Source organism: Acetobacter aceti NBRC 14818 (genome assembly GCF_000193495.2).
GTDB lineage: Bacteria > Pseudomonadota > Alphaproteobacteria > Acetobacterales > Acetobacteraceae > Acetobacter > Acetobacter aceti.
The window spans coordinates 2,719,719-2,733,829 of record NZ_AP023410.1 but is presented as its reverse complement, the minus strand read 5'-3'; the positions used below and the strand labels follow the sequence as shown (position 1 = coordinate 2,733,829).

Below are 14,111 nucleotides of genomic sequence, written 5' to 3'. Positions count from 1 at the left end.
TCTCAGCGGCGTTTTTCTTAACCAGACTAGTGACGGTCAGATATTCAGCGAGTGACCGGTAACACCCAGAGCCGCTTCCTTCACCGCTTCGCTCAGTGTCGGATGAGCGTGGCAGACACGACCGATATCCTCGGAGGAAGCGCCAAACTCGATCGCCATCGTGCATTCCGCGATCAATTCGCCAGCGCCCGGACCAATGATATGCGTACCAAGCACACGGTCGGTCTTTGCGTCAGCAATCACCTTCACAAACCCGTCGGTCATGCCAATGGCGCGAGCGCGACCGTTGGCCATGAATGGGAACTTGCCGACCTTGTATTCGACGCCCTTTTCCTTGAGCTGCTCTTCCGTGAAGCCGACCGTCGCCACTTCCGGCCATGTATAGACCACACCCGGAATGGCGTCGTAATTCACATGCCCAGCCTGACCGGCAAGGATTTCGGCAACAGCAACGCCCTCTTCCTCAGCCTTGTGCGCCAGCATCGGGCCACGGATCACGTCACCGATGGCGTAAACACCCGGCACGTTTGTGGCGAAATGCTCATCGACTTCGATACGACCACGATTGTCGAGAGCGATACCGGCCTCTTCAAGGCCCATGTTCTTGCTCGCCGCCGTACGACCGATAGCCAGCAGCACAACGTCAGCGTCCAGCGTCTCGGCAGCGCCGCCCTGTGAAGGCTCGACGGTCAGCTTCACGCCTTTGCCGGTTTTCTCCGCCTTGGTCACCTTGTGACCCAGCTTCATCGTCAGGCCCTGCTTGATCAGGATCTTGCGGAAAGCCGCCTCGATTTCATTATCCGTTCCCGGTACCAGACGATCAAGGAACTCGATAACCGTCACATCCGCGCCCAGACGATGCCAGACGCTGCCCAACTCAAGACCGATCACGCCGCCGCCAATGACAACCATCTTCTTCGGCACGGCGGAGAGTTCGAGGGCACCGGTGGAGGTGACGATCACCTTCTCATCGACATCCACGCCCTTCAGGCCAGCGCTGTCGCTGCCTGCCGCAATGACAATGTGCTTCGCGGTGACAGGCTTGCCGTCAACCGTCAGACGACCCGTGCCTTCAACCTTGCCGACACCCTTCAGCCAGGTGATGCCGTTCTTCTTGAAGAGATATTCAACGCCCTTGACGTTGGCCTCGACAATCCCGGCCTTGCGCTTCTGCATCTGCGCCAGATTGAGCTTGATACCTGCGATATCGATGCCGTGCGTTGCGAAATCATGCTCGGCAGCATGATAGTTTTCAGACGACTGAAGCAGCGCCTTGGATGGGATACAGCCGACATTCAGGCAGGTGCCGCCAAGTGTGGCGCGCTTTTCGACGCAGGCCACCTTGAAACCAAGCTGGGCGGCACGAATGGCACAGATATAACCGCCCGGACCAGCGCCGATCACGACGAGATCGTAATCCGTCTCGGCTGGCGCTTCTGTCGCTGCTGGAGCTGACTTCTTTTCAGCAGCCGGGGTAGCTTCCTTCTTTGGTGCTTCGGCAGGCTTGGAAGCAGCGGCAGGCTTAGCGGCGGCTTTCGCGCCCTCTGCCAGAATGGCCAGCACTGCGCCGACCTCGACCTCATCGCCTTCCTTGACGGCATGGGTTTCCAGCACGCCAGCAGCCGGAGCGGGGACCTCAACACTCACCTTGTCGGTTTCAAGCTCAACAACCGGCTCATCGACAGCGACCGCATCACCCGGCTGCTTGAGCCATTTGCCGACCGTGGCAGACGTCACACTCTCGCCCAACGCCGGAACCTTGATTTCGATTGCCATTTTTTCCCGTCCTGATTGAATGTCGATCGACGCTGATCGTGGCGCACAAAGCCGCTTCACGTCCATCGTCTGTGTCCGCCTCTCCGTTCAGAGGCATGAAAGCTTCATCAGACAGCTTCCGGAAACAAACAGGCTCTTCCGTCACGGGACGGAAAAGCCTGTGAAGCGTGTCAGAGTCCGAGCAGCAGGCTGCGGGGATCTTCAACATACTTCTTGAGAGCAACGAGGAAGCTCACAGCCTCCTTGCCGTCAACGATACGGTGGTCATAGGACAGCGCCACATACATGATCGGACGGATCTCAACCTTGCCGTTCACCGCCACCGGACGGTCAACGATGTTGTGCATACCCAGAATACCGGACTGCGGCGCGTTCAGGATCGGCGTGGACAGCATGGAGCCGTAGATGCCGCCGTTTGTGATGGAGAACGTGCCACCGGACAGATCGTCGATCTTCAGCGTACCTTCGCGGGCCGCCTTGCCGAAGCCTGCGATCTTCTTCTCGATCTCGGCGTGAGACAGGGTTTCCGCGTCCTTGATCACCGGCACGACCAGTCCGTTCGGACCGCCAACCGCAATGCCAAGATTGATGAAGTGACGATAGATCACGTCATCGCCGTCAATCTCGGCATTGATCGCCGGGAATTCGTTGAGAGCGGCAATAGCGGCTTTTGAGAAGATCGACATGAAGCCAAGCTTCACACCGTATTTCTTCACGAAGAGATCCTGAAACTCGGCGCGCATTTCCTTCGCGGCGGTCATGTCGATCTCGTTGAACGTGGTCAGCATCGCCGCCGTGTTCTGCGCGTCCTTCAGACGACGGGCGATCGTGCGACGCAGGCGTGTCATCTTCACGCGCTCTTCACGCGGATCGTCCTTGCGCGGCGGCTTCGCGGGAGCCTGAGAGCTCACCGGCGGCTGCGACAGGAAGGCCTGCACATCGCCCTTTGTGATACGACCATCCTTGCCGGAACCGGAGCCGATCTGCTGCGCGGAAACGCCCTGCTCGGTCATCATCTTGCGGGCGGCGGGGAATGCCGTTGCGGCATCGGCCTGTTCCACAGGAGCAGATTTTGTTGCCGGAGCCGGCGCGGCTTTCGCAGCGGCAGCCTTGGGGGCTTCGGCTTTCGGAGCCTGTGCCTTGGCAGGGGCAGGCTTGGCGGAACCACCCGGCTCCAGAGTGGTCAGAAGCGCACCGACCTCGACCTCGTCGCCTTCCTTGACGGCAGGCTGACCCAGAACACCGGCCTGTGGAGCAGGAACCTCCACAGTCACCTTGTCAGTCTCCAGCTCGGCAACGGGTTCGTCAGCCGCCACCTGCTCTCCGGCCTTCTTCAGCCATTTCGCAACAGTCGCCGTCGTGACACTCTCGCCCAGCGTCGGCACCTTGATCTCGACTGACATCTCGCTTCCCACTTTCCTTTTCGAATCGGCATGTTGCGGTTTCACTCCGTCAACACCGATCCTTCAGTTATGCCCCCAACCGGAGGTCTTCGAAACTCACGCTCCCGGCACCTGTTCATCACGTCTGCGAGACAGGCGAGGAAAAGCGTACAACCGGAACCGGGTCACCATGATGGCGACCCGATGTTTCAGACAGTCAGGACAGTCCCAGTGCGTCCTTGACCAGCGCGGCCTGTTCTGCGGCATGCGTCTTGGCCAGACCCGTCGCCGGACTTGCAGCGGCAGCACGGCCCACATAGGCCGGACGACCGACCTTGTGACCGGCCACACCCAGCGCGCCCTCGATCAGACGATCGACGAAGTGCCAGCCACCGCCGTTGCGGGTTTCTTCCTGACACCACACGATCTCTTTCGCGTTCGGATAGCGCTTCAGCTCGGCGGCAAGCTCTGCTTCCGGGAACGGATAGAGCTGCTCAAGGCGGATGATCGCCACTTTCTCCAGCTTCTGGTCGCGGCGAGCTTCCAGCAGGTCATAGTAGACCTTGCCCGAGCAGATGATGACGCGCTCGACGGCGTTGTCAGCCAGCGGATCGATCTCGCCAATCACCGGACGGAAGCTCGTGCCTGTCTCGAACTCGGCCAGTGTGGACACAGCCAGCTTGTGACGCAGCAGGGACTTCGGCTCCATCAGCACCAGCGGCTTGCGATAAGGCAGCTTCAGCTGACGACGCAGCGCGTGGAAGTAGTTGGCCGGCGACGTGATGTTGCAGACGAACATGTTGTCTTCAGCGCAGAGCTGGAGATAGCGCTCCAGACGGGCGGAGGAGTGCTCCGGTCCCTGCCCTTCGTAACCGTGTGGCAGCAGCAGCACGAGGCCGGACATACGCAGCCACTTCGTCTCGCCCGAGGCGATGAACTGGTCGATGATGACCTGCGCACCGTTGGCGAAGTCACCGAACTGCGCTTCCCACAACACGAGGTTGTTCGGGTTGTGCATGGTGTAGCCATACTCGAAGCCCAGCACCGCGAACTCGGAGAGATGCGAGTTCCAGATATCGATCTTGGACTGCCCTTCCTTGATGTGGTTCAGCATCGTGTAGGGCTGCTGGTTAGTCTGGTCGATGACCACGGCATGACGCTGGCTGAACGTGCCGCGCTGCACATCTTCACCCGACAGACGGATGCGATGCTTCTCCAGCAGCAGGGAGCCGAATCCGAGAGCCTCGCCGGTCGCCCAGTCGATGCCTTCGCCGGTCTCGATGGCTTTCGCCTTCGCCTTCATCTGGCGGGCGATCTTGCTGTTGAGATCGAATCCTTCCGGCACTTTCGTGATGGCAGCACCGATTTCCGTCAGCACGTCTTTCGACACACCGGTCTCGACCTTCGTGACTTCACCCGCCTTCGGGGGAGCCTGCAGACCGGCCCAGTTGCTTTCCAACCAGTCCGCCTTGTTGACCTTGTAGGACTGCGCGGCCTTGAAGTCTTCGTCCAGCTTCGCGTGGAACGCATCCCACTGGGCCTTCACTTCATCTTCCGTCAGCACGCCTGCTTTCACCAGGTGATTGGCGTAAACGGTATGCGGCGTCTCATGACCGGCGATGGCCTTGTACATCACGGGCTGCGTGAAGGCCGGCTCGTCGGTCTCGTTATGGCCGTGACGACGATAGCAGACGATATCGAGAATGATGTCGCTGGCGAATTTCTGGCGGTAATCAGCGGCCAGACGCGAGGCGTAGACCACAGCCTCCGCATTATCGCCGTTGATGTGCAGCACGGGCGCCTCGATGGCCTTGGCCATGTCGGAACCGTAGATGCCGGAATGGCCATTCACCGGATTGGTCGTGAAACCGATCTGGTTATTCACGATGATATGGATTGAACCACCCGTGCGGTAACCGACGAGCTGAGACATGGACAGCGTCTCGTAGACCACACCCTGACCGGCGAAGGCCGCATCACCATGGATCTGGATCGCCATATGCGACAGACGCTTCTCGGTGTCACCGTCGTCATCCTGTGCGGCACGGACCTTGCCGCAGACCACAGGATCGACCGCCTCAAGATGCGAGGGATTCGGCTGGAGAGAGATGTGAACGGAGTGGCCGCCAATCTCGACATCCGTGGAAGAGCCAAGATGGTACTTCACGTCACCGGAACCGGCCACGTTATCGGGCTTGAAGGAGCCGCCGCCGAACTCGTTGAAGATCGCGACGTAAGGCTTGCGGACGACGTTCACCAGCGTGTTCAGACGACCGCGATGCGCCATGCCGATGGCGACTGACTTCACACCCTGCTGCGCGACCTGATCGATCACGGCATGCAGCGCCGGGATGGAGACTTCACCACCTTCAAGACCGAAGCGCTTCGCGCCGACATAACGCTTCTGGCAGAAGGACTCGAACCCTTCGGCTTCCGTCAGGTTCTTGAGGATCGACTTCTGCTCATCGACCGTAACGCTGCTGGGCCAGTTGTCGCCTTCCAGACGGGAACGGAACCACTCGCGCTGCTCTTCGGAGCGCGCATACATGTATTCCGCACCGATCGCGCCGCAATAGACCTGACGCAGGGCCGCCACGACTTCCTTGACGCTGGCGGTCTCGCGGCCCGGCAGGATCGGAGACAGCAGCTTGCCGATATAGACCGGACGATCGAGATCCTTTGGACCAAAGCCGTAGGTCGCAGGGTCAAGCTCAACGGTCGGAGCCGGAACTTTCAGACCCAGCGGGTCGGTCTGCGCTTCCAGATGACCGAACTCACGAAACGCCCGGATCAACTGGGCGATGGCGAGGCTGTCTGTCGCAGCCAGACCGGCGCCCTTGCCGCCGGCAGGAGCCGGGGCGGGCTCGTCGCCCGTGATGATGGATTTGCGCGGCGCCCAGGAGGCCCCGGAGGCGTCCTGAAGGATGGAAGCCGTTTCATCGTCCATTGAGCCGAACAGGTCGGCAAAGGACGGGTCGACGCTCTTCGGGTCTTCGGCCCATCGTGCGTACAGATCGGCCACGTAAGCAATATTGCTTCCGCTCAGTGCCGTCGTAAGAAGATCGCTGCCCGCCATTTTCAGAACGCTCCTGTGTTTCTTCTCAAGCTCGCGGAGGTGGGACTGTGTGTCACCTCCCCAAACCGGTCGATAGGCCGTTTCGACATGACTGTTACGTCCAAAGCTGAAGAACTGGTCACCTGACCGCAGGAAAGCGACTTCAGACGGGACGAGTGCGTCTCTGCAAACATATCCATGGCCTGAGTGTCTCCATTCCGCGACCGGGTGACCCGGCCATACCCGGTCCGGCCGGGTTACTGCGGAATTTGCTAGACCGCTGAAAAAGACACGACAAGCCGTCGGGCTGTCACGGTCTGGAGAGGACTCCCCCCGGACCGTGAGCACGGGCCAGCCAGCTCTCGCTGCTCATCTCCATGAGGCGGGACGCCGTGCGGGCGAATGCGTCCGCGCCCTCCCCTGACGGAAACAGGTTATCCGGGGAGTCGTCGGCGGAGACGAACAGCAAATTGCCGTTGTCATACAAGGCATCGATCAATGTGATGAAGCGTCTGGCGACGTTCGCATCGTCGGGTCCAAGCGATGGAATGTCGTCCATCACAATAACGGGAAATTTCTTGGCGATTGCCAAATAATCATTTGGTCCCAGCGGTCTGCTACACAGAGAAGTGAAATCGAAACGGGCAACCGGACCCTGTGCGTGGTCGACCGGAAGAGTCCGCCCGCTGAATTCCAGAGTCACCTTTTCCACCGGATGGCCTTCGCCATAACGGGCTACGATCTTGTCGAGACGTCGTCTGGCCGTCTCGTCAGCCGGGACGATCCATGTCGTATCGTCCTGATCGCGTCCACGGCGATAATCGGTCTCCGAATCCAGCACTTCCGTATCCAGATGACGCTGGATGATGGTGATGAACGGCTTGAAAGCATCTGCACCGGGGCGATTCTGGAACAGATCGCCAGGCACGGTATTCGAGGTGGCGACGATAATGACCTTCGCCGCAAACAGGGCCTCAAACAGACGCCCCAGAATCATGGCGTCGGCGATGTCATTGATCTGGAACTCATCGAAACAGAGCAGAGTCGCATCCTGAGCGATGGTCTGGGCCAGCGGCGGGATTGGATCGCTCATCCCCGGATTGGCTTCCTTGAGCGTCCGGAGCCGCTGGTGCACTTCCTGCATGAACGTCAGAAAGTGGATACGCTGCTTCCTCTCGATCGTGACACAGGAGAAGAACAGGTCCATCAGCATCGTCTTGCCGCGACCGACACGACCAACGATATACACCCCGCGTGGAATACCGTCATCGACGCGTTCGTCTGTCCGGTTCAGCAGTTCCGGCAGCTTGCTGACGAGTTTCGAGAACAGGCCTTTCCGCTCTTCCTGAGGTCTGACCGGAGCAGGACGGTACGCCTCCAGTTCGACCCACAGGCGGTCGAGGCGTCTGGCGACTCGTTCCTGATCCGGATCGCGCCGCAGGGTGCCGCTGGCGACACGCTCTTCATACAGCGCAAATGGACCTGAAGCCTGAGGCTGGCCTGAAGTCCGGGACTGGGCGGAAAGGGGCTGTCTGTTCATGGTATTCATGCTTCTGCCGATAGCGAGGCCTGCTGTGACCAGCAAGAGAGAGGCAATAGGCCACACTCGCTCGTGACACCATACTCACGCGGTGGTGAAGAGGCGACTTCCGGACATCGTCCTATCGTGAGGCGCTTTCACCCCCAACAGAGGAATTCAGGACATGACGGACTGGAGTGACTGGAATGAACGACGCGAGCATCTGGGCAAGGCCATCGGCGCCTACAGCTCTGTCGCGCCTGATACGGTCTCGAGCATTCTCGCCCTGAACGGCGCGAGCGCAAAAAGCGGTCACCTCGACGCAAAGACGCGGGAGCTAATTGCGCTGGCGGTCGCCGCAACGACCCGCTGTGACGGCTGCATCACCATTCATGCTGCGGAAGCCGTAAAGGCCGGCGCGACCCGAGAGGAAATCGGGGAAGCGCTCAGTGTCGCCATTGCTTTGAATGCTGGAGCGGCGCTTGTTTACTCGACCCGTATCATGGACGCATTTGACGCTGCGAAAAAAGCCGGCGGCTGATTGCTGGCTGGTATTACGGGCCTGAATATTCCTTCAGGCCCTTCTTTCCATATAAAATGAGAAGTCAGAAAACGGGGAATGATTGTCTCTCCGCTTTACGTTTGAGATTTTTTAAACTTCGCATTAAAGAACAAGCGAATGAAAAACAGCGCAATCAATAAATCCCTTGAGATATCAAGACAAAAATCATCGTTACCAGGTTAAAACAAAATAATACAAACGATATAGAGAAAAATAAACAGGAATAGAAAATATTTTTCTGTTTTTATCTACACTGCTTCTCCAATAGAGAATTATTCCCATATTCAGATCAAACAAAAATTGATCCATAATTATTAATTACACATAGAAACCAAAAACTCTATCCATAATAGACTCCACAATACCTATATTCATCTTCCAGTCGGCTCGGCGAAAAACCTTGATTCCGATGGGCTGCAATCAGCATCAGAGTTGAAGTTGGATAAACGCACTCCACGTCAATTAGTTATAACGGGATATCCAATGAAATAATAAGATATCTTCCCAGATATAAAATCTTTCAATTCAAAATTCACATATAACATTCTACAACCATACATTTTCACAATCAGGAAAAGCGGTTTCATCGACACCCGAAACATTACCCATGGAACACTGTCTGGCTGCATAAAGCGATACACTCGCGCCATGATACAGGTTTTTTAATGAAAATACCGACGATTATGTAAACTTATGGCTCCCATACTGATAATGTTTCCCGGAGGGAGAGGATCATTCCCCTGCGCAATGCGACGCTGACTGACCATAGCGGCAAGACGTTCCGCCCGTGCGCGCATCAGAATCCGATGGACATAGGATCGTGACGCGCCAATCTGTTCGGAAATGGCACGAATACTTTTTCCTTTTGCGTAAAGCGCCCTGGCTGCCTTTCCCAGATCTTCTGCTCGCTCAGCTTCAAACTTTCTGACCATCACGCATAACTCCCTGAGAGAGGAAACCTTTCAAATGGGAACTTCACTTCCATGTCCGCCAATTTCCGCAGCAGTGCATCCATCGCAGTCTCCGCCACTTCCAGTGTTACAGCCGTGGGCTGCGGCCCGGAAACAGCCATCTGCGTGCAACACTGCGCCCGATGACGTAATTCACTCAGCAACTCTTTCTGCTCATTTGAGAGAGCCGAAATCATGACACTCCACTCCTGATCACTCATACGAATGGGATTTGGTCCACTGTATGAGCGTGAATGGGCTTGTTTTTTACGATCAACCTGTGACATACATCATCCATTGAGTAAGGATTTTTGCCAATTCTGGTATTTTGCAAGTTTTTAACGATCTTTCAATCGTCCCTTCGGAGAAGAATATGAGCCATTTAACTCATATAAGCAAGCAAAAAACCTCGTTGGATGAGTGTTATTATATAGACACTTTCTCAGCACGAAATCGCACTGTGTAATGGCGGAAGAAAAGAAAAACTCCCGTCGCCGCCGCGGTCCTTCCCTGAAGGAGGCTCCGGATCCTTCAACGCGCGAAGGAAGACTGACGCAGGCGATCCAGCGTTACGGCTCTGCACGGCAACTGCATCTCGCCACTGGCATTTCCGAGTCCATGATCGGGAAGTACCAAAAGCCAGGAGCAGACTGGAAGCCTTCAAAAATTGAAGAAATATCCAGAGAACTCGGCGTCTCTGTCGAATGGCTCTGGACGGGAGAGACCAAACTCTCCTCTTCCGTTGCCGTCGTTTATTACGATGCCAGAGCGTCTGCCGGTTTTGGTCGCACCTGTGAGGAAAGTGTGGGACACCCCATACAGTTTCCACGATCCTTTCTGACCGACGAATTAGGGCTGCAACCTTCCGGCCTGATCATGATCACGGCTGACGGTGATTCCATGCTCCCCACCATCCACAGTGGTGATCGCCTGCTGGTTGATACCCAGCCTTCCACAAGGATCGAAGGGGTTTATGCTGTCGTGATGCATGGCGGTCTGTTCGTAAAAAGGATTTCCCGCACAGCTAACGGTGATTTTCTCGTCCAGTCCGATAATCCGGCGTACCAATCAGCAACTTTCCCATCTGATCAGGTCAGCCTCGGCTCACCTGATGGGCATGCCATGACCATTATTGGACGTGTCGTCTGGACAATGCAGCGGGTCTGAACAAACTGGATATAGAAGACGTTTTGGAGAGTGTTTTCCAGAAAAATTCAGAAATTCCATATAATCAAAATGGAATGGCTCTCCTTGGCACTTTGCCACACAAAGGGACACAGTCCCTTTGATTTCTTCAGGTTTTTAGAACATCAATTTTATCCCGGCCTATATTCCTCCAAGAGTCCTCCGGGCAATACAGTCACCGTCGGCACCTCTGTCCAAACCAGATAACATTCCACAGCGCGCCCCGGATAGAGCGCCTGCAGAAGAGCGCGATACGCCGCCATCTGCCGCAGATACATCACCGGCGTACGCTCCACGGATGAAGGAGGACGACGATTGGTTTTAAAATCGCAGACCAGTACACGATCGGGCAATACAACCATGCGATCGACCTGACCGACAATAACAGTCTCCCCGACAACACCCGCCAGTCTCTGCTCCGCACGACTGCCTTCTGCAAACAATGGCGCCAGAAAAGGCGATTCCATCACTTCAATGACACGCGCGACCAGTCGGGCTGCTTCCTGCTCATCCAACTGATTGCCGGGTTGAAGAAGCCAGTTATAGCCTACATCCGTCCGATCCGCTTCCGGTCTATCAGGCAAAAACTGAAGCAATGCATGAACAAGCGTGCCCCGGCGAAAAGCCGCTTCTCGCGCTGCATTCGGAGTCAGTGCCGCAATATCCAGCGGAGAACGCGTGGAGGGCTGTTCGCCAAACGGTGCGTCATCCGGACGGCTTGGCGACAGTGGGCGGGCCAGCGCAGATTCCGTAGGCGGTGGCGTGGGTGTCCAGTCAGGCGCATGCCCCGCCCATGCCGGGAGTGGGGCTGACGGTGGCAACACTGTTTCAGCGTGCGTTGTTCGGCTGACTGTCGCAATCTCCTGCAGAACGAGGCGTTCCCCCTCCCAACCAAGATCGAATGGCTCGGATACGGCCCCAGCCGCAGTGAAACCATCCACACACCGGGCGTACCAGCTTTCATCACTGAGCGCGCGTCCTGTCTCCCAGCCACAGACCACCAGCCGATCACTGGCGCGGGTCAGAGCGACATAGAGCAGACGGTTATATTCTTCCGCTGCCTGCTCACGAAGTTTCTCACGGACGGCCTTTGTCACTTCTGTGGCAGTGTCAGTCCGCGGCACGAATACCGGCAGGCTCGAATCACTTCCCTTCGCCAGAAGCCAGAGAAGCCGACTGTCGGAACGGGGCGTTCCGATCGTATCGGGAAGAATGACCAATCGCGCCTGCAATCCTTTCGAACCGTGTGCGGTCATCACACGCACGGCGTTTCCTGTCGCCTCAGCTTCCCGCTTGACGCTTTCATTCGAGTTACGAAGCCAGTGCAGGAAACCTTGTAGGGAATGTACGTGATTTTCCTCATAACGCAGCGCGGCGGAGAGAAGCTCGTCAATCGGTTCGGCAGCTTCCGGACCAAGACGCGCAAGAATACGGGCACGACCACCATGCACACCGAGCGCCTCGGACAACAGCGTGTAAGGCGAGGCATAATCCACGCGACGAAACAGGGCAGACAGGTAATTCCATGCCGCCGACCAGTCCGGACGCTCGGCGTGACGTTCACGCAGCACGGTCCACAGTGGTTCGCCGTCCCGATCCATGGCCAGCGCCATCAGGCTGTCATCGCTGAGACCGCCGAGCGGCGACGTCAGCACGCAGGCCAGTGTCAGATTGTCCTGTGGCAAAAGTAGCGCGTCGCACAGCGCCATCAGATCCTGCACCACCGTCTGGTCCGCAAGACCCGTCCGCACGAGCGTCGCCACCGGTACGTCCGCTGTTTTGAGCGCACGGATCAGAGCTCTTACAAAAGCGGAACGACGGGGCACAAGGATCAGAACATCGCCCGGCGTCAGCTGCGTTTCTCCCGGCGCAGGAGGTTGCAACAACTGTGCAGCTATCCAGCGAGCCAACGTATCCGCAAGGCGCTGCTGTGGTGAAATCTGCCCCACATTCTTGCGGGTTGCCGCCCACGGATCAGGTTCCGCGGCATCCTCTTCACCTTCGATGGCGCGAGGCACAAGCGGCCAGAGTTCGACACGACCTCCTTGTCCCGGACGGGCGGATTCATGACGCGGCATCGCCTGACCCGGTTCGCTGACGCCCCGCGCCGCAAGCGGATGATTGAAGACTGCATCCACAAGAGTCAGGACCGGTGTAGTAGAACGGAACGAAACGGTGAGTTGAGGTTCCCGCCAGAGTGCCTCAGCATTCTGCGCACGTCTTTCGAAAGTCTGACGCCATTCACGGAAAGCTTCCGGATCGGCACCCTGAAATCCATAGATCGACTGCTTGTAATCGCCCACGGCGAAGACTGTGCGCGGCCCCGAATTTTCGTCGTGCGCACCAACGCCCGAGAAGAACTCTTCTGTCAGATCACCGGCGATACGCCACTGTTCTCGGGAAGTATCCTGCACCTCATCAAGAAGAAGATGGTCGATACCGCCATCAAGTTTGTAAAGAACCCATGCCGCGCCAGGATCACGAAGCAGGCCAAGCGTACGGAGAATGAGGTCATCATACTCCACCTGTCCGCGTAATGCCTTGCCGGTGCTGTAGGTTTCCAGAACCGGAGCCGCCGTACGCAGCAGCGCAAGCGTCAGATTGGCGAGCGTAATAGCGCGGCTTGTTTCCTCGACAGCGAGAATGCGTCTGGTCTCAGCTTCAAAGCGTTCAAGAATATCAGGATGTTTTTTGATGAATACAGCGTTGAGACCACCCTTCTTACGTGGTTCCCCCTTATTTGTTAGGAAGAAATTGCACCATGCAGACCACGAAGCAGCACGTTCAGGGGGACATTGCGAAAGCCAGTCCAACATAGAAACGGCCGTTTTCTGAACACTATCAGAAGCTTCTTTACTGACTGTTTCAATGAAGTTTCTGAATTCTGTCTCATCCGGAATATCTGCACACGCTGCCAGAACCGGATCTCCATCAGGAACCGCTTTCACGCCGAGTGCTCTGAGCAGCTTTGCCCGCAAGGCTTCCCTGTCCGTGCGTGCAAGTTTCAGCGCTTCATGGCTCTGAGCGCTGAAACGGAGTTCGGTCAGCAGACCCAGAAGATCCACGAGTGAAATCTGCGCGGCCAAAGGCTCCACCAGACTGGCAGGAAGACGCCCCAACTCCGCCTCCGTCGCCTCCGACAAAGCCAGAGACGCGTCTGTATCTTCCATCAGCGTAAAATGCGGATTGGTCTCTGCTTCCAATGGAAAACGACGCAGTAGAGACTGGCAGAAAGCGTGAATCGTGCCGATCCGCATGCCGCCCGGCAGATCAAGCACACGGGCGAACAGCGCACGCGCTTCCGCACGGGCCGAAAGCGGAACATTCAGTCTGCCAAGAGCCTGATCCAGCTTGTCATCCGACAGCGTAACCCACTCCCCAAGCGTACGCTGGAGACGGATCGCCATTTCCGCAGCAGCTGCCTTGGTGAATGTCAAACAGAGGATGCGCCCCGGCCATGTGCCGGGAATGAGCGGTCCGGTCGGATCGTGCGGGTTCTGACGCGGCAGCATCAGACGCAACAGACGGTCGATGAGCAGTTTGGTCTTGCCGCTGCCTGCGGACGCCGACACGAACACGGACGCGTTCGGATCAGACGCCGCGTTCTGCTGCGCGTTGGCAAGGTCGATGGCGCTGGTGGGGAGTGTCATGCCGACAACCTTGTGTGTGCTTCCAAGGGCGC

General features: G+C 57.3%; 9 protein-coding genes. 2 read left to right on the top strand and 7 right to left on the bottom strand.

Annotated elements, in window-relative coordinates; genetic code table 11:
- Positions 1-36: 36 nt before the first annotated feature.
- The 4 genes from lpdA to zapE all read right to left on the bottom strand — a co-directional run bounded on the left by lpdA (position 37) and on the right by zapE (position 7,753).
- Complete coding sequence (gene lpdA, locus EMQ_RS12535) at positions 37-1,776, bottom strand: dihydrolipoyl dehydrogenase (RefSeq protein WP_010668572.1); 1,740 nt, start codon at positions 1,774-1,776, stop codon at positions 37-39.
- A 170-nt stretch (positions 1,777-1,946) separates the two neighbouring features.
- Complete coding sequence (odhB, locus tag EMQ_RS12530) at positions 1,947-3,179, bottom strand: 2-oxoglutarate dehydrogenase complex dihydrolipoyllysine-residue succinyltransferase (RefSeq protein WP_010668571.1); 1,233 nt, start codon at positions 3,177-3,179, stop codon at positions 1,947-1,949.
- Between the two features lie 196 nt (positions 3,180-3,375).
- Positions 3,376-6,234, bottom strand: coding sequence for a 2-oxoglutarate dehydrogenase E1 component (locus tag EMQ_RS12525; RefSeq protein ID WP_018307907.1), 2,859 nt, complete (start codon positions 6,232-6,234; stop codon positions 3,376-3,378).
- Between the two features lie 289 nt (positions 6,235-6,523).
- Positions 6,524-7,753, bottom strand: a complete 1,230-nt coding sequence (gene zapE, locus EMQ_RS12520) for a cell division protein ZapE (RefSeq protein WP_018307909.1) — start codon at positions 7,751-7,753, stop codon at positions 6,524-6,526.
- A 163-nt stretch (positions 7,754-7,916) separates the two neighbouring features.
- Here zapE and EMQ_RS12515 point away from each other — a divergent pair, with 163 nt between their 5' ends.
- Positions 7,917-8,273 (top strand): carboxymuconolactone decarboxylase family protein, encoded by a 357-nt coding sequence (locus EMQ_RS12515; protein WP_018307910.1) that lies wholly within the window; start codon positions 7,917-7,919, stop codon positions 8,271-8,273.
- A 683-nt stretch (positions 8,274-8,956) separates the two neighbouring features.
- Here EMQ_RS12515 and EMQ_RS12510 read toward each other — a convergent pair.
- Positions 8,957-9,226, bottom strand: coding sequence for a helix-turn-helix domain-containing protein (locus EMQ_RS12510; RefSeq protein ID WP_010668576.1), 270 nt, complete (start codon positions 9,224-9,226; stop codon positions 8,957-8,959).
- Positions 9,226-9,441 carry a hypothetical protein gene (locus tag EMQ_RS12505; RefSeq protein WP_010668575.1) on the bottom strand — a complete coding sequence of 72 codons (216 nt, stop codon included), beginning with the start codon at positions 9,439-9,441 and terminating at the stop codon, positions 9,226-9,228. The genes EMQ_RS12510 and EMQ_RS12505 overlap by 1 nt, the downstream gene beginning before the upstream one ends.
- A gap of 268 nt (positions 9,442-9,709) precedes the next feature.
- On the opposite strand from EMQ_RS12505, the gene EMQ_RS12500 reads away from it, so the two are divergent.
- Positions 9,710-10,411, top strand: coding sequence for a LexA family transcriptional regulator (locus EMQ_RS12500; protein WP_010668574.1), 702 nt, complete (start codon positions 9,710-9,712; stop codon positions 10,409-10,411).
- 149 nt (positions 10,412-10,560) lie between these two features.
- Here EMQ_RS12500 and addA read toward each other — a convergent pair whose 3' ends face one another.
- Complete coding sequence (gene addA, locus EMQ_RS12495) at positions 10,561-14,079, bottom strand: double-strand break repair helicase AddA (protein WP_018307911.1); 3,519 nt, start codon at positions 14,077-14,079, stop codon at positions 10,561-10,563.
- Between the last annotated feature and the right edge of the window lie 32 nt (positions 14,080-14,111).